Raw genomic sequence first — 21,446 nt, forward strand, 5'->3', positions numbered from 1 at the left:
GACGCACGAAGCACCTCTCCTGGATCATGAGCGACCTCGACCTCGAACGAGCCGTCGCCACGGCGCGGGCCGCGGCAGAGGCCGCGGCGGCGGCGAGCCTCGTGCACTTTCGAAGCGGCGTCCGTGTCGAGACGAAGCCCGATCGGACGCCCGTCACCGCCGCGGATCGTGACGCCGAGGCGGCCATCTTCGCGGTCATCCGCGCAGAGTTCCCCGATCACGCGCTGCTCGGCGAGGAGACGGGCGCGCACGAGGGCGCGGACCGAGAGGCCCGATGGATCGTCGATCCGCTCGACGGCACGCGGGGCTTCTCGCGCGGCGGCTCGTTCTGGGGGCCGCTCGTGGCCCTCGAGCTTCGTGGCGTCGTCGTGGCGGGCGCGATGGCCCTGCCCGCGCTCGGCGAGACGTACTGGGCCGGGCGGGGCCTCGGCGCGTTCCGCCGCGTGGGCGACGCGCCCGCGGAGCGCCTCTCCGTCTCGGGTATCGCGGACCTCGCCGACGCCACGCTCTCCCTCGGCGAGCCCCGCTGCCTGCTCGCCCCGCCCCTAGGCGAGCGGGTGACGCGCCTCGCGCTCGCGGCGGCGCAGGCCCGCTGTTACGGCGACCTCGCCGGCGCGGCGCTCGTGCTCACGGGACGGGCCGAGGCCTGGATCGAGGCGGGCGTGAAGATATGGGACATCGCCGCGCTCGCCGTGCTCGTCGAGGAGGCCGGCGGCCGGTTCACCGATTTCGAGGGCCGCCCCAGCGTCGCCTCGGGCCATTGCGTGGCCTCGAATGGGAAGCTCCACGCGGAGATCCTCGCCGCGCTCCGCGCGGACGGTTTTTCCTGAACGATCATTCCTACGGCCGGGGCAGGTGAATCTCCGCGCTCGCCCACGACGACGGCGGCGCGTGGCCTCCCGTGAAGAGCGCCGATCCGTCCTCGAGCAGCGCCGCCGCGAGCGAGCTGCGCGGGGTGTCGAGCGAGGGCGCGCGGCTCCACGTGTTCGCCGCAGGATCGAAGAGCTCCACCGAGGCGAGCGTATGGCCGTCGTCATCCTCGCCGCCGGCCACGAGCACGCGCCCGTCGGGCAGGCCGACGAGGGCACTCCCGAAGCGCGTCTCCGCCATCGGCGCCACGCTCGACCACGTGTTCGTCGCGGGGTTCCAGCGCTCCGCCGTCGCCACCGCGTGCACACCGACGATACCTCCCGCGACGAGGACCCCGCCGTCGTCGAGCAGCGCCGCGACGTGCCCGCCGCGCCGCGCCCGCAGAGACCCCGCTTGTTGCCATCGATCGAGGCTCGGGTGGTAAATCTCCGCGGTCGCGAGCCGCGCCGCGCCCCCGACGCCCGCGGCGACGAGGACGTTTCCGTCCGCGAGCGCGGTCGCCGTGAACTCGGAGCGCGGCGCGACCATCGGCGCGGCTGGACGGAAGGCGCCGGTGGCCGGGTCGAACACGTCGACGAGCGCGACGGTCCGCGCGCCGTCGTATCCACCGGCGACGAGCACGCGGCCGTCCGGTAACGACGCCGCGGCGTGGTAGATCCGCGGCACGCGCATCGAGCCGACGCGCTGGAAGGTATTCGACGCGGGATCGAAGACCTCCGCGGTCTCCGTCGGATCCCCCGGGGCCCGCTCGCCGCCGGCGACGAGCACGCGCCCGTCGTCGAGCAAAACCGCAATGTGATGCGCCCGCGGCTCCGAGGACGCCCCGACGGGGACGAAGCGCGCGGCGGCGGGATCGTATACCTCCGCGGAGGCGAGGTACGAATCGCCGTCGAGGCCGCCGACGAGGAGGACGCGGCCGTCGGCGAGCGTCGTCGCGGTATGGGCGCGGCGCGCGGTGGTCATCGTGGCGACGCGGAAGGTGCGGCCCTGGTCGTCGCGTGGGGAATGAATACGGGGCAGGAGCAGGCGTGCGGGCGCGGGCAATCGCGGGGGGCGGAGGCCGCCGGGCCCCGAAGCGCCATACGCGGGCAGCGCAGGATGGAGGAGCACGAGTCCGAGGGCGAGGACCAGGGAGCGGGCGTGAGGGTGACGCATTTCTCTCGCCCCGCACGGCCTGGCAAGAGCCGCGCCCGCTCTGAACCGTGCCCCGCGCTTGACCGAAGGCCGCGCTCGGGCGCATCGTCCTTGCTGGGGGACGGAAAGAGGAGGAGAACGACGACATGCCGGCACGAGGAAGGAAGGTGCTCGTCACGGGCGCGACGGACGGTATCGGGCGCGCCACGGCGAAGCTGCTCCTCGAGCGGGGCGGCGAGGTGATTCTCCACGGGCGCTCCTCGGAGAAGGTCCGCGAGCTCGCGCTGGAATTCGAGCTCCTCACGGGCACCCGTCCGCGCCACGTCGTCTCGGATCTGAGCTCGCTCGCGTCCGTGGCGGCGATGGTCCGCGCCCTCGCCGCGGAGCTCACCGAAATCGACGTCCTCGTGAACAACGCGGGCGTGGGCGCGGGCGCGAAAGGAGACGCGCGGGAGGTGACCGGAGACGGCCACGAGAAGCGCTTCGCGGTGAACTACCTGGCGCCCGTCGCGCTCACCGAGCTCTGGCTCTCGCTCTGCCAGCGCCCGCCGCGGGTCATCGTGAACGTGGCCTCCGCGGGGCAGGAGGCGCTCGATTTCGACGATCTGATGACCACGATGGAGTACGAGGGGCTACGCGCCTATCGAAGGAGCAAGCTCGCGCTCGTCATGTGGACGTTCGATCTCGCGCAGAAATACCCCGATATCGCGATCAACGCGCTGCACCCGGGCTCGATGCTGGACACCAAGATCGTGCGCGAGACGTTCGGCCAGCCCTGGGGCAAGCCGGAGGACGGCGCGCGCGCGATCCGGCTCCTCATCGAGCGCTCGCTCTCGGATCAGATCACCGGCGAATACTTCGACGTCGAGCGCCCCGCGCGCGCGAACGCGCAGGCCTACGACGACCGCGCCCGGGCGGCCCTCCGCCGCGCCACGGAAGCCCTGCTCGCCCCCGTCCTCGCGACCCGCTGACCCCCTCGAGCCAGCCTTCTTTTTTGCCCTCGGCGGCCGAGGCGCTCGGATCACGCGTCTTCGGGAACCTTGGGTCCGAGCCGCTGTCGCTGCCTCCGAGCAGGGAGAGAGTGGCGGTCGAATGCGGGGCTCGGCCCCTTCGATCGGGCTCCCTCGAGAAAGAAAACAGGCTCCGAGCACGAAAATAACCCCCCGAGCCTCTCGCGGGGGCATTTGCCCGCCTCGGCGGGACGGCACGGCAGGAAAGGCTGGCTCACCATGGAAGGCAAGCAAAAGGTCGCGCTCACGTTCGCGCTGTACCAGAATGACGCGCTCGTCCGTCGAGAGACGGTCACGCAGGACATCGTCAAGGTCGGAAAGGACCCGAAGAGCCACCTCCGGGTGGACGACGAGCTCGCCTCGCGTATGCACGCCGTCATCGAGGTCGCGTCGCCCGAGGACATCACCCTCATCGACCTCGGCAACGAGCCCGGCACGCTCGTCAATGGCGCGCGGATCAACAAGACGAAGGTCAAGGCGGGGGATCAGCTCCAGATCGGCGGCACGAGGCTCGTGCTCGAGAAGGCCGAGGCCGTGGCCGTCGCGGCCGGGGCGGCGAGATCCGGGGCAAACCCGTTCGCCGCGCCCTCGGCGAACCCGTTCGGCGCGCCCGCGGCCTCCGCGTCGTTTGGCGGAGCGAACCCGTTCGGCGCGGCGCCCGCGGCGAGCCCGTTCGGCGGCGATCCGTTTGGCATGCAAAACCCGTTCGCGCAGCCGAAGGCGCCCGCGCACGACGAGGTGCCGCACGACGCGCCCGAGGGTTCGTACACGTACCAGCTCGTCAAGAGCGGCCCGGACGTCCCGACGGAGGAGCTCGAGACGCCGTCCGCGTCGGTCGAGGTGATGGTGATGTGGGATCAGATGATCCTGAACGTCGCGCACCTGACGCCGCCGCGCTCGTATTACGTGGGCGAGGAGGAGACGAAAAACGTCAAGTGTGATTACTTCGTCCCCCAGGAGAAACTCGGCGCGACGCGCGCGCCGGTGGTGCTCGCGGAGAAGGGTGGGGCTGTCTCGGTGGTGCTCCTGCCGCGGGCGAAGGGCACGATCGAGATCGCGGGCCAGCCGAAGATGACGGTGCAGCAGGCGATCGACAGCGGCAAGACGCAGCCGTGCGCCGAGCTCTCGGGCGCATTCCAGATGGCGCTGCCGCCCGGATCGAAGGCGCGGATCGAGGTGGACGGGCTGATCTTCCAGGTCTCGACGGTGAACGCGGGCCGCGTCGTCGCGGGTCACGTGCAGCTCGACACGACGAATTACCTTTATCAGGGGCTCTCGGCGGCCGTGCACGTGGGCCTGCTCGCCGCGATGGCGTTTTTCATGCCGCCGCTCGGCGCGACGGACGGTGACGGCATCTCGGACGATCAGAAGTACATGCTCCAGCAATACCTCGCCGCCGCGGCGGAGAAGGAGCTGGAGGAGAAGCAGACCGAGATGACGGCCGAGAACAACGCCGACAACAAGGAGGGCGGCACCGGCACGAAGGCGAAGGGCGAGGAGGGTTCGATGGGGAACCCGACCACGAAGGCGTCGGGCAACCGTTATGGCGTGCAGGGCCCGCAGGACAACCCCGATCCGCACATCGCGCGGCAAGCGGCGCTGCGCGACGCGGCGGAGTTCGGCATGATCGGCCTGCTCAACGCGGGCGCCGGCGGCGATCCGAATGCGCCGACGGCCCCGTGGGGCCGCGACGATTCGCTCGGCAACGACGCGCTGTCGGCCCGCGGCAACATGTGGGGCGACAACATCGGCGACTCGTTCGGCGCGGGCGGCCTCGGTTTGTCCGGTATCGGCGAGGGCGGCGGAGGTCGCGGCGAGGGTATCGGCCTCGGCTCGATCGGCACGATCGGCCACGGCGCGGGCACGGGCCCGGGCCAGGGCTTCGGCAATGGGCACGGCAAGCTGTCGGGCTCGCACCGCACGAAGCCGCCGCAGGTTCGAATGGGCGCGACGAGCGTGAGCGGTCGCCTGCCGCCCGAGGTCATCCAGCGCATCGTGCGCCAGAACTTCGGCCGGTTCCGCCTGTGTTACGAGAATGGCCTGCGGAACAACCCGAACCTGCAGGGGCGCGTGGGGGTTCGTTTCGTCATCGGCCGCGACGGCGCGGTCTCGAACGTGGGCAATGGCGGCTCGGACATGCCGGACGGCGGCGTGGTGTCCTGCGTGGTCCGCGCCTTTTATGGTCTGTCCTTCCCGCAGCCGGAGGGCGGCATCGTGACGGTCGTCTATCCGATCATGTTCAGCCCCGGCGGCTGATCGCGGCCCGGGTGGGTGGCGAGGGTGACCGCATTGGCTCGCCTTCGCCCCCACGACCGGAGCACGTCACCCGGAGGAGGTCGTGAGCGTCTCCGGAGACCCTTCGACCCCTCCCGAAGAGGGTCGTGACCGTCTCCGGAGACCGTTCGAACCGTCCCGACGAGGGTCACGAGGGACGCGGGGGCGGCGTGGAGGTGCCTCGGCGAGGGTGGATCCGGCCCGGAGGTCGGGTCGACGCCCGTCGTGAGCTGGTTCGAGGTGTGTCAGGCGACAGGCCAACCCGGGGTGGAGCCGCGTCGACCTGCCTGCGGAGAGGGGTCGATCTCGCTGGGCCTGGGCCCGTAGGGCCGGAAACACGGTCGGGACCCTGGCGACAGACGGTTCGGTGTGTCTGCCGGCGCGGGCCTGACCCGGTTGGAGGCTGTCGCGACCCTCAGCGGCTCGGCTCGTGGCCTGCCCCTCGAGGGTCGGCGTGCCTGGAGAGCCCGTCGAGCTCGGCCAGATCCTCGGGGCCCAAGGCGATGGAGGCGCTCGCGAGGTTCTCCCTCAGATGCGTGATGGACGACGTGCCGGGAATGAGCAACACGTTGGGCGACCGCCGCAGGAGCCACGCGAGCGCCACCTGCATCGGCGTCGCCCCGACACGCGCGGCCACGGCGCTCAGCGCGCTCGATTGCAGCGGCGCAAACCCGCCGAGCGGGAAGAAGGGCACGTACGCCACGCCGAGCGCGGCGAGCTCGTCGATCACGGCGTCGTCGTGGCGGTGGGCCAGGTTGTAGTAATTCTGCACGCACACGATCTCGGCGAGCTTGCGTCCCTCCGCGATCTGCGCGGCCGTGACGTTGCTCAAGCCGATGTGCCGGATGAGCCCGCGGCGCTGGAGCTCGGCGAGGGCCGTGAGCGGCGCTTCGATGGAGCCTTCCGCGGGGCCCGCGGCGCTGAACATCACGCGGAGGTTCACGACGTCGAGCACGTCCAGGCCGAGGTTCCGGAGGTTGTCGAAAACCGCGCGCTCGATGTCGGCGGCGGAGGACGCGGGCTCCCACGACCCCGTCGGGCCGCGCACGGCGCCGACCTTCGTGGCGATGACGAGGCCGTCGCGGTACGGATGCAGCGCCTCGCGGATGATCTCGTTCGTGACGTGGGGGCCGTAGATGTCGCTGGTGTCGACGTGGTCGACGCCCAGAGCGATGGCCTCGCGCAGCACGGCGACCGCGGCCTTCCGATCCTTCGGGGGACCAAAGGCGTTGGGGCCGGCGAGCTGCATGGCGCCGTAACCGAGGCGACGAACGGTGTGAGCGCCGAGGCGGTAGGTGTCTGCGATGGGGAGGTCTTTCATGTCGTGCTCCTTGGGAAGGGTGGAGTCGCCGCGGGATTTACGCAGCGATTCGCTGCACGACAATCCGTCGCAATCTGCACGGCCTGTGCGATGATCTGCACAGCCGATGGATGAACTGGCAGACCTCACCGCCTTCCTGACGGTCGCCCGTGAGGGTGGCTTTCGCAGCGCCGCCCGTGCGGCGGGCACGAGCGCGTCCCGCATGGGCGACGCGGTTCGTCGACTGGAAGCCCGGCTCGGGGTTCGGCTGCTCCATCGCACCACCCGCAGCGTCACACCCACCGACGCGGGAGCGCGCTTGCTCGAGCGGATCGCCCCGGCGCTCGGCGAAGTGCGCGCGGCTCTCGACGTGGTCAACGACTTCCGTGATCGCCCCGCGGGTCGTCTGCGGCTCAACGTGCCGACCGTCGCCGCGCGGCTCGTCCTTCCTCGCATCGTGCCGCCCTTCCTCGCGAAGTACCCCGACATTTGCCTCGAGGTGAGCGCGGAGGAGCGCCTCGTCGACGTGGTCGCCGAAGGCTTCGACGCCGGCATCCGCTACGAGGACTGGCTCGAGAAGGACATGGTGGCGGTGCCCATTGGCCCGCGCGTCCAGCGTTACGCCGCAGCCGCGTCGCCCGCGTACCTCTCCCGCCGTGGCACGCCCACCCACCCGCGTGAGCTGCTCGAACACGATTGCGTGCGGTGGCGCTTCACGAACGGCCCGCTGCATCCGTGGGAGTTCGAACGGGATGGAGAGACCCTCAAAGTCGACCCCAAAGGCACGCTGGTCGTCCTTTTCGGCGGCGGTACGGAGTTCGCTGTGGAGGCCGCCGTGGCAGGGAGCGGGATCCTCTATCTGTTCGAGGATTGGCTACGGCCCTTCTTCGAACGAGGAGAGCTCTTGCCCGTGCTCGAGCCGTGGTGGCTGAGCTTCCCGGGGCCTTTTCTCTACTACCCCGGTCGTCGGCACCTCCCGGCGCCGCTGCGGGCCTTCGTGGACTTCGTCAAGTCGAAGCAGCCGTGAGTGGCCACGGGCCCGCAGACGGGAGCAGGTTCACCCCATCGGCGTGCACAACTCGACGAGGAAGCCGTCGAGATCCCGCACATAAGCGACGGTTTGCCCCCACGGCTTCGTCGCGGGCGCGCTCACCCCCTGCGCGCCCGCGGCGACGGCGACCTCGAAGGCCGCGGGGACGTCGGGCGTGGTGAACGCGACCTCGACCGCGGGCGCGGGCTCGGTCGGTCGACTCACGCGGAACGAAAAGCCGTGGGATCCGGCGACGGATTCAGTCACGAACGCGAGCGCCGTCGCGCCGGTCTCCATCTCCGCATATTGCTTCGATTCGTGGACGAAGCGGCGCGCGAGCCCGAAGGCCCGCTCGTAGAAGGCGACGGACCGCTCGACGTCCTGCACGTAGAGAATGACGTACCCGAGATTCATACCGGCGGCTTGTATCACGAGGCCGGCGAGGGGTTCAAGGGCGGGGTTGTCAGGGTTCCTTTCGGTGCGCACGGCCGGACGATGCACTTTGTCGTGGACCCGGGACGGGCGCTCGGACAAACTGGGCCGCGCGTCGGAGCGACGCATCGAGGAGAGTCGAGCACATGACCGAAGCGAATACGTATACGGGCGGCTGTCACTGCGGGAAGGTTCGTTACGAGGTGAAGGCCGGCATCCAGGACTTGGTGTCGTGCAATTGCTCGATCTGCATGAAATCGGGCACGTTGCTCGCCTTCGTGCCGGCCGCGGCGGTCACGCTGCTCTCGGGCGGGGACGTCGTCGCGGATTACCAGTTCGGCAAGAAGCACATTCATCACCTGTTTTGCCCGACCTGCGGGGTCCGCACGTTCGGCCGCGGCGCGATGCCGGACGGCACCGAGATGTACGCGATCAACGTCCGCACGATCGACGACGTGGATCTCGGCGCGTTCAAGGTGAAGGAGTTCGACGGGAAGAGCCTCTGATGGATCCCGACAGGAACGCCGGCGCAGGCGCTGGGACGCAGGCAAACGTGATCATCGAGCGGCTGCGCGCCATCTGCATGTCGCTGCCCGACGCGAACGAGCGTGTCTCCCACGGCGAGCCCGCCTGGTTCGCCGGCAAGGGCCGCATGTTCGCGTCCCTCGACAACCATCATCACGGCGCGCCGCACCTCTCGGTTTGGCTCCCCGCGCCGCTCGGCGCGCAGGAGGCGCTCATCGAGACGGATCCAGCGCGCTTCTTCAGGCCGCCTTATGTGGGCCCGAGCGGGTGGATCGGCATGGTGCTCGACACGAACCCCGACTGGAAGCAGGTCGGCGAGCTCGTGCGAGACGCCTATCTGCACGTCGCAGGGAAGCGGCTGCGGGAGCGGGCCCTGGCCACGCGTCCACCCGCGGGCTGAGCCCGGCCCTTCGGCCATTCGAAACGAAAACGGCCCCGGAGAGCACTCTCCAGGGCCGTCGTTGCTAACGAATTGGCTCCAGCTGCTGGACTCGAACCAGCGACCCGGCGGTTAACAGCCGCCTGCTCTACCGACTGAGCTAAGCTGGAATGACCTCGTCGAAACGGACCGCGAGGATACCCGCGGAGCCCCGCCCGTCAAGAACTTTTTTCGAGCGTCGCGGAAACCCCCTCCTCTCCCGCCCGTAACGAGCGGTTGCCCTCCCCCGCGCCTTCTGCGAAGAAGCCGCCCGTGCAAGAAGCCGCGCCCGCCCCCGCGACGAACGCGAACGCGCCTGCCGCGAGCGGCGCGGCTGCCGCGCCCTCCACGCCGAGCGCCGCGCGAACCGCCGGGCGCGGCGGGCTCGCCATCGCCTTCGCCAAGGTCTCGTTCATCGTCTTCGGCTTCGCCCAGCAGCTCCTGCTCGAAGGGCTGCTCGGGCAAGCCGGCTACGGGCAGATCTCCCGCGTGCTCGCGATCGTCGGCGTCCTGAACAACGTCGTCGTCGCCACCGCGATCCAGGGCGTGTCCCGCGCGGTCTCCACCGCCCCGGAAGGCCACGTCGACGCCGCCTTCGCGCGCACGTTGCGCGTCCACGTGGCGCTCGCGGTCGTGCTCTCGCTCGGCTTCGCGCTCGCCGCGGGGACCATCGCGACCGCCGTCGGCGCCCCGCACGTCGCGACGCCGCTGCGCCTCGTGGCCGCCGTGGTGCTGCTCTACGGCGTCTACGCGCCGCTCGTCGGCTCGCTCAACGGCCGCAGGCGTTTCCTCGACCAGGCCGGGCTCGACGTGGGCTACGGGCTGCTCCGCACCGTCGGCATGGGCGCCGGGGCCTTCGTGCTCCTCCGGCTCGGCGGCAGCGGCACGCTCGGCGCCGCGATGGGCTTCGTCACGGCCGCCGCGCTCATCGTGCCGATCGCGCTCACCCGCTCGGGCGTGGGCCACGCGGGCGCGGGGGGCCCGAGCGCGCGTGACTACCTCGGCTTCCTCGGCCCGCTCGCGCTCGGCCAGATCGCCCTGAACCTCCTGCTCCAGACCGATTTCTTGTTGCTCAGCCGCTTCGCTGGGCAGGAGGCCGGCCGGCTCGGCCTCGCCGCGTCCGCGTCCGACGATCTGCTCGGGATCTACCGCGGCGTGCAGCTCTTCTCGTTCCTGCCGTACCAGCTCCTCATGTCCGTGAGCTTCGTGCTCTTCCCGATGCTCGCGCGGGCGCGGGCCGAGCGGAGCGAGCCGCTCGTCGCCGAGTACACGCGGGCCGGGGTGCGGATCGCGCTCGTGGTCACGGGCGCGGTCGCGGGCACGATCGCGGCGCTCGCGCCCCACGTGCTTCGCTTCGCCTACAAATCGAGCGCGATCTGGGAGCACGGAGGGCCGGTGCTGCGGGTGCTCGCGATCGGGATGGGCTCGTTCGCGATCCTCGGGATCAGCTCGGCGGCGCTGACGGGCCTCGGTCGGGAGCGGGCGAGCGCGGCGTTCAACGCGCTCGCCGTGTGCCTCGTGGCGCTCGGGTGCGTGGTGGTGACGCCGCGCCTCCCGTTTGGCCCGACGATGCTGCTCGGGACGGCGATCTCGACGTCGATCGCGCTCGGCCTCGTCTGCGTGGTGGCGGCGATCGCGCTGCGGCGCGAGGCGGGTGCGTTCGTCGCGCCGCTCTCGCTCGTGCGGGTCTTCGTCGCGGCGGGCGTGACGGTGGCCGTGGGGATGCGGATGCCCTGGCTCGGCAAACTGGCCGTGCTCGTGGAGGCCCACGTGATGGGCGCGCTGTACCTCGCGGTGCTCGTGGTGACGGGCGAGATCGGCAAGAAGGACCTGTCGCTCGTCCTGAAGGTCCTCGGAAAGCCTGAACGTGCGGGAGATCGGGTACGACGGACGTGACGAATCGCCCGGTTCCAGTATCCTTCGCCCGCCCTCGACCTCGACACACCCTTTCATTCATCAACTCGCGAGAGCGGTAAGACAAACGTGGCGCATCAGTTCATTTTCACGATGCAGGACGTCCGGAAGGTGCACCCCCCGAACAAGGAGGTGCTGAAGGGCCTGTGGCTCTCCTTCTATCCAGGCGCGAAGATCGGCGTGCTCGGGCACAACGGCGCAGGCAAGAGCACGCTGCTCCGGATCATGGCGGGCACCGACAAGGAGTTCCTCGGCGAAGCCAGGCCCGCCGACGGCGTCCGCGTGGGCTTCCTCCAGCAAGAGCCGAGGCTCGACGCGGGTCGCACGGTGATCGAGAACGTCGAGGCCGCCGTGGCGGAGACGCGCGGGCTGATGAAGCGCTTCGAGGAGATCGGCGTGCTCCTCGGCGAGTCGCCGGACAACATGGAGGAGCTGCTCGAGGAGTACGGCGTCCTGCAGGACAAGATCGACGCCTCGGGCGGCTGGGAGCTCGATCGTGTGCTCGAGCGCGCGATGGACGCGCTCCGCTTGCCGCCCCCGGAAGCCGAGGTCGACAAGCTCTCGGGTGGTGAGCGCCGCCGCGTGGCGCTCTGCCGGCTCCTGCTCGAGAAGCCGGACCTCTTGCTGCTCGACGAGCCGACGAACCACCTCGACGCCGAGAGCGTGGCGTGGCTCGAGCGTTTCCTCGCGGAGTACACGGGCACCGTCGTGGCCGTGACCCACGACCGGTACTTCCTCGACAACGTGGCGGGCTGGATCCTCGAGCTCGATCGCGGGATGGGCTACCCGTACGAGGGCAACTACTCGGGCTGGCTCGAGCAGAAGAAGAAGCGCTTGGAGCTCGAACAGAAGCAGGAGTCGTCCCGGCAGAAGACGCTGGAGCGCGAGCTCGAGTGGGTGCGGATGAACCCGCGCGCGCGGCAAGCCAAGAGCAAGGCGCGCCTCGCGGCCTACGAGACGCTGCTCGCCGAGGATCTGAAGGCGAAGGAGTACTCGGCGAGCCAGATCCACATCCCGGCCGGCGCGCGCCTCGGGAGCGTGGTCGTGGAGGCCGATCACCTGTCGAAGGCGTTCGGGGACAAACTGCTCATCGACGACCTGTCGTTCTCGCTGCCGCGCGGCGGCATCGTGGGCGTGATCGGGCCAAACGGCGCGGGCAAGACGACGCTGTTCCGGATGATCATGGGCCAGGAGCAGCCCGACAAGGGCGCGCTCCGGATCGGCGAGAGCGTGGAGCTCGCGTACGTGGATCAGTCGCGCGACGCGCTCGATCCGAACAAGAGCGTGTGGCAGGAGATCTCGGGCGGCGAGCCGACGCTGCTCGTGGGCAAGCGCGAGGTGAACTCGCGCGCGTACGTGGCGTCGTTCAACTTCCAGGGCGCCGACCAGCAGAAGAAGGTCGGTGATCTCTCGGGCGGCGAGCGCAACCGCGTGCACCTCGCGAAGCTGCTCCGCCGCGGGGGCAACGTGCTCCTGCTCGACGAGCCGACGAACGACCTCGACGTCGACACGTTGCGCTCGCTGGAGGAGGCGCTGCTCGAGTTCGCGGGCTGCGCGGTGATCATCAGCCACGATCGCTGGTTCCTCGACCGCATCGCGACGCACATCCTCGCCTTCGAGGGCGACAGCAAGGTCGTGTGGTTCGAGGGGAACTACCAGGACTACGAGGCGGATCTGAAGCGGAGGAAGGGCGCGGACGCGAACGAGCCGCACCGGATCCGGTACCGGCGCATGACGGACGTGGGCTGAACCTTCGTTCGAATGCCAAGGAAAAACCCCCGAGGATCCGGCGAGGATCCCGGGGGTTTTTCTTCATGCGTGTCTCACGTCAGTTGCACTGGACGCCGCAAGAGGTCGGCAGCGCGTCGATGCACAGCTGGTCCCAGTCCGTGGTGCAGCAGAACGGGTCGTCGGCGCAGACGGCCGCGACGCACGAGCTGCACGACGCCGAGAGCGGGCCGAGGTTGAGTGAGCAGACGTCGTGCGCGCAGCAGGTGCCCGCGCCGCAGACGAAGTCGCCGAGGGCGGTGCAGCCGTTGTCCCACGTGCTGGAGCAGCAGTACTCGAAGCCGGCCGTGTTGCAGACGTTTGTCGCGCAGGAGCTGCAGCCAGCCGGCAGCGCCGCGCCCGCCTGGCACACGGAGTGCGAGCAGGGCGTGGAGCAGCCCTCGTCGATCTGGTTGTCGCAGTCGTTGTCCTTCCCGTCGCTACAGACCTCGGAGGTCGGGAAGATCGTCTGCGAGCAGGAGACCGCGCCGCCCGTGCAGGCGGTTGTCCCCTTGGCACATTCCCCGGACTGGCCGGAGACGGTGCAGGCCGCGCCGCCGCCGGGGTTGCCATTGTCGATCTGGCCGTTGCAGTCGTTGTCCAGGCCGTCGCAGGCCTCGCCCGTGGGCGCGACGTTCTGGTTGCAGAGGAGCGAGCCGCCGGCGCATAACGTGGTGCCGGCCGCGCAGACGCCGGGCTGGCCCGTGTTGCAGGCCGCGCCGCCGCCCGGGTTGTTCTCGTCGGTCTGGCCGTCGCAGTCGTTGTCCAGGCCGTCGCAGGTCTCGGCCGTGGGCTGGACCGTCGGCGCGCAGCCGAGGGCGCCGCCCGTGCATTGCGTGACGCCCGCGGAGCAGACGCCCGGCTGGCCCGTGGCGCACGAGGTGCCGCCGCCGGGGTTGTTCTCGTCGGTTTGACCGTCGCAATCGTTGTCCTTGCCGTCGCAGATCTCGGGCGCGGGCTGCACGGTCGCGGCGCAGACGAGCGTCCCATTGCTGCACGTCTGCGTCCCCGCGCCGCAGAGGCCCGGCTGGCCCGTGCTGCAGGCGCCGCCGCCGCCGGGGTTGTTCTCGTCGGTCTGGCCGTCGCAGTCGTTGTCCAGGCCGTCGCAGGTCTCGGCCGAGGGCTGCGTGGTCTGCACGCACGCGAGCGCGCCGCCCTGGCACTGAAACGTGCCGGCGACACACACGCCGAGCTTGCCGGGCACGCTGCAGGCGCCGCCGCCGCCGGGGTTGCCCTCGTCGATCTGGCCGTCGCAGTCGTTGTCCTTCGTGTCGCAAATCTCGATCGAGGGCTGCGTGGTCTGCACGCAGGAGAGCGCGCCGTTTTGACACTGGAACGTGCCCGCGGCGCAGGCGCCTTGCCCGCCCGTCGAGCACGCGCCGCCGCCGCCCGGGTTCGACTCGTCGGTGGCGCCGTTGCAGTTGTTGTCGAGCCCGTCGCAGATCTCGACCGAGGGCTGGACGATCGGGGCGCAGGTGATCGCGCCGCTCTGGCAGGTCGAGGTGCCCGAGGCGCAGACGCCGAGCTGCCCGGTCTGGCAGGCGTTCCCGCCGCCGGGGTTGCCCTCGTCGATCTGGCCATTGCAGCTATCGTCGATACCGTTGCACTGCTCGGGCTGGCCGGGCAGGGTGTTCGGCACGCATTGCAGCGTGCCCGAGCTGCACGTGATCGTGCCCTGCGCGCAGGCGCCGGGCAGCATCGTGTTGCAGGCGACGCCGCCGCCGGGGTTGCCGTCGTCGATCATGCCGTCGCAATCGTTGTCGACGCCGTCACACAGCTCGGCCGTGGGCTGCTTGGGCACGCACATCTTGGGCTGGCCGCCGACGCACGCGGCGACCGTGACCTGGCAAGCGCCGAGGCCACACGTGAGGGTGCCGAGGTTGTCGTCGATGAGCAGGTTGCAATCGTCGTCGATGCCATTGCACTGCTCGGGCTGGCCGGGCAGCGGGGTGCACTGCTGGGGCACGCCGGCCACGCAGTTCTCGGTGGTCGTGAGGCACGCGCCCGCGCCGCAGGTGGTCTGTCCGAGGTTCTCGTCGGTCATCCCGTCGCAGTCGTTGTCCGCGCCGTCGCAGGTCTCGTCGGCGGGGACGACCTCGCCCTCGCAGCCGCCCCAGGCGCCGTCGACGCACGTCTGCGTGCCTTCCTTGCACGCGCCGACGCCCTGCGTCCCGGAGCCGCCCGAGTAGCAGGTCTGGGTTTGTCCGTCGAGGCAGGTGCACCCCTCGTCGATCTCGCCGTCGCAGTCGTCGTCGGTGCCTTCGCAGGTCTCGGCGGTCGCGGGCGGGAGCGGCGTGCATTCGGGGACGACGCCATTCTCGCAGCCGGCGACGGTGACCGAACACGCGCCCATTCCGCAGGTGATCTGCGGGATGTCGTCGTCGATCTGGCCGTCGCAATCCTCGTCCTTGCCGTCGCAGACCTCGGGCGCGCCGCTCGGGAGGACCTCGCCCACGCAGGTCGTGTCCCACTGGCCATTCACGCACGAGACGGTGCCGGCCTTGCATTCGCCGATGTCTTGCGTGGCGGGATCACCCGAGTAACAAAGCTTCGTGTCGCCGTCGTCGCAGACGGCCATGCTCCCGCCCTCGCCGCCCATACCGCCGGCGCCGCCGAGGCCGCCCTGGCCCCCGAGGCCGCCCTGGCCCCCGAGGCCACCCGTGCCCCCGAGGCCGCCCGTGCCCGCGACGCCGCCCGCGCCGCCATTGCCGGCGCCGCCCGCGCCTCCCGGGCCCGAGGTGGTGGTGGGCCCTCCCCCGCTGCATCCGGCGGAGAGAGAGCCCAAGACGAGAGAAAATACGCCGGCTACCAGCGTGACGCGTGTGAAGTTTCGCATGCCCGACTCCTGCAAGCGTCCCGGGCACATGCTCGGGGCAAGAGGGGATCGTTGCACATTCGGGGCGAACGTGTAAAGTAAGGGATTTTTTGACGGTCGGAAATAACCGGTCCGGGACACTGCGGAAGCGTCCCGGACGTGAGAGCAGCGAGGAAACCTACAGGCAGCGGCGGACGACGACGTCGTCGATGTTCCAGCCGCTCATCTCGTAGGCGCTCGCGAAGCTCGAGCCAATGGAGTAGCCGAACCGGATCCTCATGGTCGTCGACTTGTACGCATTCAGGTTGTGGTGGATGTTCGTCCAGACGTTGTCGCGGATCTCGACCGAGGCCGGGTGCGACCAGAGCGTGGTCCAGGTCGAACCACCATTGATGGAGACCTCGATCGTGTTGAACACGAAGTTCGGGTAGTCGCTGTTGAGCCAGCGCCAGAAGTCGAGCGTCAGGTTGCCCGTGCCGCTCGTGTTCATGGTCGGGCTCGTGAGGTAATAATAAGGGGTCGCGGCGGCGATCGAATAATTGCCGCCGATCACCACGCCCGCGACGCCATCGTCCGCGGTGGTCGTGTGGTCGTTCGCCGGATCGGGGTTGCCCTGGGACGGCGGCGGACCGGCGACCGCGGGGCCGATGGCCCAGGTGGTGCCGAGCGTCCAGCCCTTCACGTTGTTGGCGAAGTTCTCCGTGAAGAGCGTGGTGGCGCTGGCGTTCTCGTCGATGAGGCCGTCGCAGTCGTTGTCGATGCCGTCGCAGGTGTCGGTGACGGGCAGCGTGTTCGCCTTGCAGGACAATACGCCGCTCTGGCAGGTGATGGTGCCGGCGTCGCAGGAGCCGCCGAGGCCGGTCGTGCAGGTCGCGCCGCCGCCGGGGTTGCCCTCGTCGACCTGGCCGTCGCAATCGTTGTCGAGGCCGTCGCAGACCTCGGTCCCCGGCTGCGTGTTCTGATTGCAGACGGTCGTGCCGCCGGTGCAGGCCGTGGTGCCGGCGACGCAGACGCCGAACTTGCCGGGGACGTTGCAGGCCACGCCGCCGCCGGGGTTGCCCTCGTCGGTCGTGCCATTACAATTGTTGTCCTTGCCGTCGCATATCTCGGTGGAGGCCGCGACGTTCTGCACGCACTTGACCGAGCCTCCCTGACACTGCGTGGTGCCGGGGCCGCAGACGCCGAGCAGGCCCGTGGAGCACACGGCGCCGCCGCCCGGGTTGCCCTCGTCGGAGGTGCCATTGCAGTTGTCGTCGAGGCCATTGCAGGCCTCGCCCGTCGGCTGGACGTTCTGCACGCACTTGAGCGAGCCGTTCTGGCATTGCTGCGTGCCGCCGCTGCAGACGCCGGGCTGGCCGGTCATGCATATCGCGCCGCCGCCGGGGTTGCCCTCGTCGGCCGCGCCGTTGCAGTTGTTGTCGAGGCCGTCGCAGACCTCGGTCGAAGGCTGCACGGTCTGGTTGCAGAGGATGCCGCCGTTCATGCACGTGCTCACGCCATTGGCGCACACGCCGGGCTTGCCGGTGGAGCACATCGCGCCGCCGCCGGGGTTGCCCTCGTCGGCCGCGCCGTTGCAGTTGTTGTCGAGGCCGTCGCAAGCCTCGGCCGAAGCCTGCGTGGTCTGCTGGCAGCCGAGCGTGCCATTCGCGCAGACGAGCATGCCCGCGGCGCAGACGCCGGCTTGGCCGGTCATGCACGCGGCGCCGCCGCCGGGGTTGCTCTCGTCGACCTGGCCATTGCAGTTATCGTCGACGCCGTTGCAGATCTCGTTCATCCCCGTGCCGGGCACGCAGACCTGGGTCTGCCCGGAGGCGCAGGCCTGCACCGTCTTCTGGCACGCGCCCACGCCGCAGGTGATGGTGCCGAGGCCGTCGTCGATCAGGAGGTTGCAATCGTCGTCGACGCCGTTGCAGGTCTCGGGGCTCGGCATGCCGGGGGTGCAGGTCTGGGGTACGCCATTCACGCAGGCCTCGACGGACTTCGCGCAGGCGCCGGCCCCGCAGGAGATTTGCCCGAGCTCCTCGTCGGACGTCCCGTCGCAATCGTTGTCGAGGTCGTCGCAGGTCTCGGGGCCGGGAAGGACCTCGCCCTCGCAGGCGCCCCAGGCGCCGCCGGCGCAGGTCTGCGTGCCGTCCTTGCATGCACCGACGCCCTTCGTGGCCGCGCCGCCCGAATAACAAGGCTGCGTTTGTCCGTCGACGCAGGTGCACCCCTCGTCGATCTGGCCGTCGCAGTTGTCGTCGCTGCCGTCGCAGGTCTCGGTGCGCGAGGGCGCCGGGAGCGGGGCGCATTCGGGCACGTCGCCCTCCGAGCAGCCGTCGACCGTGACGGAGCAGGCGCCGAGGCCGCAGGTGATCTGCGGGATCGCGTCGTCGACCTGGCCGTTGCAATCGTCGTCCTTGCCGTCGCAGACCTCCGCGGGGCTCGGCAAGACCTCGCCGCTGCACGCGGACCACTGGCCATTGACGCACGTCTCCGCGCCCGCTTTGCATTCCCCCTGCCCCTGGGTGCCCGCGGGCCCGCTGTAACACGGCCGGGATTCGCTTTCATTGCAGGCGGCGCTGCCGCCGCTGCCTCCCTGGCCGCCCGATCCGCCGGCCCCGCCGGCGCCGCCCGCACCTCCGCCGCCACCCGAGCCGCCCGAGCCGGTGGAGGGGTCTCCGCCGCCGCTACACCCGAATGCAGCGACGCCGACGACAAGGGAGAGTGCGCCCACGATCGACCTGGCGCGCGTAAGGTTCCGCATGAACTGCTCCTGAAAAGAATAAACCGAGCCTAAACCTGGTCGATTGATCCTTGCATGGATCACGAAGCGCTGTAAAGGCCGGTGACCCGCGCGCCCGCTCGGGATCCCGCCGGCGTGAAGGGGCCCGGGATGGTCGCGGACCTGACCACCGGGCGCGTCGCGTCGGTAAGCACGACGGGAGGCTTGCGGCGCCGGAATGGGGACGGGAGACTGAGCGCATGTCGCATGCTTCCTCCCGGTCCCCCGGTTCGTGTTTCCGTGGATGGCTCGGCCTCGCCCGCGCGCGAAGCCTCACGGCGAGCGGCGCGCTCGCGGCCGCGCTGCTCGTGTCTTCAGCGGCGACGAGCAGCGGATGTGGTCAGGATGGCCGCATCCGTGACGGCTCGAGCGGCGACGCGGGCGGCGGCGGCAGCGGCGGCAGCGGCGGCGGCGGCGGCGGCGGCGGCGGTGGGGGGGCGCCGCGGGATCCCATGCCGCTGCGGGTGGTGAACTGGAACGTACGCAATTATCTGAACGACAAGAACGACAGCGCGGCGCCGGACGAGGTGATACGGACCACGACACAATACACGAAGCATCGGCAGGCGATCGGCGCGGTGCTCTCGGCGATCGACGCGGACGTGGTGGTGCTCCAGGAGGTGGAGAACGAGGCGGCGCTGTCGGACCTCGTGCAGAGCGAGCTCGGCGGCAAATACCCGGGGATCGGGATCGTGGACGGGAACGACCCGCGGGGCGTGGACATCGGGATCCTGTCGAAGATCCCGCTCGACCAGGTGGTCTCGCACAAGGACGAGCAGTTCCCGCTGAACGGGACGGTGGGGCCGACGTACCGATTCTCGCGCGATTGCCCCGAGTATCATTTGACGTACAACGGACGGAAGGTCGTGCTCCTGGGGGTGCATTTCAAGGCGAAGGAGGACGACAATCCGAACAAGCGCCTCGCGGAGGCGCAGCGCACGCGCGCAATCGCGAACGCGCTCGTGAAGGAGGACGCGTCGAGGGCGGTGCTGGTGCTGGGCGATTTCAATGACACGCCGGGGTCGCCGCCCTATCTGGCGATCCTGGGCGAGGGGGAGGGGGTGTACACGAATGCCCCCGATTTCGTGCCGGTGAATGATCGGTGGTCGTACGATTATCAGGGCACGCTGGAGCTCGTGGATCACCAGATGTCACATCCGTTCATGGCGGGGATGCTCGATCAGACGTCGGCGAGCATTCGCCACGGAGATGACGTGGACGCGGCGACGGATCACGCGCCGGTGATCGCGACGTACGCCGTCAAGTAGAATGGCCGGGGGCTGGCGGGGGCGTGTGGAGGGGGGCGAGCCCCCCCCTCCGCTACGGACAAGGCGTCGTCGAGACGACCACGTCGTCGATGTTCCACGAGCCCATCGGGTAGACCAGGCTCGAGCCGATGTTGAAGCCCCAGCGAATACGCATGTTGGCGTTCTTGTACTGGGAGAGGTCGTAGGTGACCTTCGTCCAGGAGCTCGACGCGAACGAGCTCGACCCGCTCTGCCAGACCTGCACCCAGGAGGTCCCGTTGAAGACCTCGATCACGTTGTTCATGTACGGCGTGATGTCGCTGTTCAGCCAGCGCTGGAACTGGAGGTGCACGCCAGGCGCCGCCGAGGCGTCGAAGGGCGGGCTCGTCAGGTAGTAGTAGCCGTGCAAGGTCGCGCTCTGGGAGCTCGTCGAGCAACCTCCCACGATCACGCCCGCGACCTTGTTGTCGTCCGTGGGCGAGGTGTCGGTGGCGGGATCACTGTGCGTGCCGCTCAGGTTCGTGCAGGTGCCGCTCGCGACCGCCGCCTTGACTTCCCACTCGGAGCCGAGGGTCCATCCAGGGGCGTCCGCGAAGTCCTCGTCGAGGAAGAGCGTCGCGTTGCCCTGGCAGACGAGCCCGCCGCCCTCGCACACCGTCGTGCCGCCGCAGCCGCAGGCAGCGCCGCCGCCGGGGTTGCCGTCGTCGATCACGCCGTCGCAGTTCTCGTCGAGGCCGTTGCAGATCTCCGGCGTGTCCGAGGCGTCCGCCAGGCAGCTCAGCGTGCCGCTCTCGCACTTCGTCTTGCCCGTGGCGCAGACGCCGGACAGGCCCGTCTGGCAGGCGACACCGGCCCCCGGGTTGTTCTCGTCGACCTCACCGTCGCAGTCGTCGTCGAGGCCGTTGCACGCCTCGGGCGAGAGCGGCGTGATCGGGAAGCAGTCGATCGTCGTGCCGTTGCACTGGATCGCGCCGGCCGCGCAGACGCCGAGCATGCCCGTGCCGCACTGGCCACCCGTGCCCGGGATGTCCTCGTCCACCGTGCCGTCGCAGTCGTCGTCGGCGCCGTTGCACGTCTCCGGCACGGGCGTGACGTCGGGGACGCAGGTCTTCGCGCCGCTCGCGTCGCAGGCGAACTTGCCCGCGGCGCAGACGCCGGCGAGCCCCGTGCTGCACGTCTTGCCGGCGTCCGGGAAGACCTCGTCCGTGAGCTGATCACAGTCGTTGTCGACGCCGTCGCAGACCTCGAGCGAGGGCGGGAGCGGGGTGCACGTGCTGAGCTGCCCGTTCTCGCACGTGACGACCTCGACCCTGCACGCGCCGACGCCGCAGGCGGTGAGGCCCATGTCGTCGATCTCGCCGTTGCAGTCGTCGTCGATGCCGTTGCAGCTCTCCTGCGACTTCGGCACGACCTGGCCGATGCACGGGCCCCAGGCGCCCTTCTCGTCGCACGTCTGCTGGCCCGGGGTGCAGGGGCCCACACCCTCCGTGGTCGGATCACCCGAGTAACAAGACTGCGTCTGCCCGTCGATGCACGGGCAGTCCTCGTCGACCTGCTCGTCGCAGTCGTTGTCGACGCCGTCACAAAGCTCGTCGGTCGGCGTGCACATCGCGCCGCCGGCGCCACCTTGGCCGCCCCCGCCGCCAGCGCCCCCGGCGCCCCCGGCGGCGCCTGCCCCCGCGGAGCCGCCTTGCCCCGCCGACGTGGTTTCGTCCGTGCCGCCCGCGCAGCCGAACGCGTGAATTGCCAAGCAGCCAAGCGCCACCAGCGTGGCGGGGATCGTCGATCGCATCGGCCCTCCGAACTACATGAGGCCCAGGCACATTTGCACCCGGACCTCGCACGCAAGACGGCCGGATGTTTCCAGGATTCTGCGGCCGCGTAAAGCGCTGAAGGGCCCCCTGGACGGACGGTGATCCCGGCACCGTGGACGGGGCTGAGGTAAG

The 21,446-nt window shown here is 70.1% G+C and carries 15 protein-coding genes and 1 tRNA gene; 9 read left to right on the forward strand and 7 right to left on the reverse strand.

Annotation, left to right across the window (positions count from 1 at the left end; genetic code table 11):
• Positions 1-26 precede the first annotated feature (26 nt).
• Positions 27-830, forward strand: coding sequence for an inositol monophosphatase family protein (locus tag GF068_RS05745; protein ID WP_153818217.1), 804 nt, complete (start codon positions 27-29; stop codon positions 828-830).
• Positions 831-840: 10 nt separating this feature from the next.
• On the opposite strand, the gene GF068_RS05750 is transcribed toward GF068_RS05745, so the two are convergent.
• A complete protein-coding gene (locus tag GF068_RS05750; protein WP_153818218.1) occupies positions 841-2,025 on the reverse strand; it encodes a Kelch repeat-containing protein in 1,185 nt (394 codons plus the stop codon).
• 125 nt (positions 2,026-2,150) lie between these two features.
• On the opposite strand from GF068_RS05750, the gene GF068_RS05755 reads away from it, so the two are divergent.
• Together GF068_RS05755 and GF068_RS05760 are read left to right on the forward strand one after the other, a co-directional pair.
• Complete coding sequence (locus tag GF068_RS05755) at positions 2,151-2,975, forward strand: SDR family NAD(P)-dependent oxidoreductase (protein ID WP_153818219.1); 825 nt, start codon at positions 2,151-2,153, stop codon at positions 2,973-2,975.
• Between the two features lie 258 nt (positions 2,976-3,233).
• Positions 3,234-5,270, forward strand: a complete 2,037-nt coding sequence (locus GF068_RS05760) for an AgmX/PglI C-terminal domain-containing protein (RefSeq protein WP_153818220.1) — start codon at positions 3,234-3,236, stop codon at positions 5,268-5,270.
• Positions 5,271-5,703: 433 nt separating this feature from the next.
• Here GF068_RS05760 and GF068_RS05765 read toward each other — a convergent pair whose 3' ends face one another.
• Positions 5,704-6,609 carry an aldo/keto reductase family oxidoreductase gene (locus tag GF068_RS05765; protein WP_153818221.1) on the reverse strand — a complete coding sequence of 302 codons (906 nt, stop codon included), beginning with the start codon at positions 6,607-6,609 and terminating at the stop codon, positions 5,704-5,706.
• 106 nt (positions 6,610-6,715) lie between these two features.
• Between GF068_RS05765 and GF068_RS05770 the strand changes: the two genes are divergently transcribed.
• Complete coding sequence (locus GF068_RS05770; RefSeq protein WP_153818222.1) at positions 6,716-7,615, forward strand: LysR family transcriptional regulator; 900 nt, start codon at positions 6,716-6,718, stop codon at positions 7,613-7,615.
• A 30-nt stretch (positions 7,616-7,645) separates the two neighbouring features.
• On the opposite strand, the gene GF068_RS05775 is transcribed toward GF068_RS05770, so the two are convergent.
• Positions 7,646-8,032, reverse strand: a complete 387-nt coding sequence (locus GF068_RS05775) for a VOC family protein (RefSeq protein ID WP_153818223.1) — start codon at positions 8,030-8,032, stop codon at positions 7,646-7,648.
• A 164-nt stretch (positions 8,033-8,196) separates the two neighbouring features.
• Here GF068_RS05775 and GF068_RS05780 point away from each other — a divergent pair, with 164 nt between their 5' ends.
• Complete coding sequence (locus GF068_RS05780) at positions 8,197-8,556, forward strand: GFA family protein (protein WP_153818224.1); 360 nt, start codon at positions 8,197-8,199, stop codon at positions 8,554-8,556.
• The gene (locus GF068_RS05785; RefSeq protein ID WP_153818225.1) at positions 8,556-8,975 is read left to right on the forward strand and encodes an MmcQ/YjbR family DNA-binding protein; all 420 of its coding nucleotides are present in this window, start codon (positions 8,556-8,558) and stop codon (positions 8,973-8,975) included. The genes GF068_RS05780 and GF068_RS05785 overlap by 1 nt, the downstream gene beginning before the upstream one ends.
• 73 nt (positions 8,976-9,048) lie before the next feature.
• Here GF068_RS05785 and GF068_RS05790 read toward each other — a convergent pair.
• A tRNA-Asn gene (locus GF068_RS05790) sits at positions 9,049-9,124 on the reverse strand.
• 142 nt (positions 9,125-9,266) lie between these two features.
• On the opposite strand from GF068_RS05790, the gene GF068_RS05795 reads away from it, so the two are divergent.
• Together GF068_RS05795 and ettA are read left to right on the forward strand one after the other, a co-directional pair.
• The gene (locus GF068_RS05795) at positions 9,267-10,889 is read left to right on the forward strand and encodes an oligosaccharide flippase family protein (protein ID WP_170319317.1); all 1,623 of its coding nucleotides are present in this window, start codon (positions 9,267-9,269) and stop codon (positions 10,887-10,889) included.
• An 87-nt stretch (positions 10,890-10,976) separates the two neighbouring features.
• Positions 10,977-12,656 (forward strand): energy-dependent translational throttle protein EttA, encoded by a 1,680-nt coding sequence (gene ettA / locus GF068_RS05800; protein WP_338046242.1) that lies wholly within the window; start codon positions 10,977-10,979, stop codon positions 12,654-12,656.
• Positions 12,657-12,735: 79 nt separating this feature from the next.
• Here ettA and GF068_RS05805 read toward each other — a convergent pair whose 3' ends face one another.
• A complete protein-coding gene (locus GF068_RS05805) occupies positions 12,736-15,459 on the reverse strand; it encodes a MopE-related protein (protein ID WP_153818227.1) in 2,724 nt (907 codons plus the stop codon).
• A 208-nt stretch (positions 15,460-15,667) separates the two neighbouring features.
• Positions 15,668-18,235, reverse strand: coding sequence for a MopE-related protein (locus GF068_RS05810; RefSeq protein WP_153818228.1), 2,568 nt, complete (start codon positions 18,233-18,235; stop codon positions 15,668-15,670).
• A 218-nt stretch (positions 18,236-18,453) separates the two neighbouring features.
• On the opposite strand from GF068_RS05810, the gene GF068_RS05815 reads away from it, so the two are divergent.
• Positions 18,454-19,521: an endonuclease/exonuclease/phosphatase family protein gene (locus GF068_RS05815; RefSeq protein ID WP_153818229.1), complete on the forward strand. Its 1,068-nt coding sequence runs from the start codon at positions 18,454-18,456 to the stop codon at positions 19,519-19,521.
• 52 nt (positions 19,522-19,573) lie between these two features.
• Here GF068_RS05815 and GF068_RS05820 read toward each other — a convergent pair whose 3' ends face one another.
• Positions 19,574-21,292: a MopE-related protein gene (locus GF068_RS05820; protein ID WP_153818230.1), complete on the reverse strand. Its 1,719-nt coding sequence runs from the start codon at positions 21,290-21,292 to the stop codon at positions 19,574-19,576.
• Positions 21,293-21,446: the final 154 nt, after the last annotated feature.

The sequence above is a fragment of the Polyangium spumosum genome, from assembly GCF_009649845.1.
Lineage (GTDB): Bacteria > Myxococcota_A > Polyangia > Polyangiales > Polyangiaceae > Polyangium > Polyangium spumosum.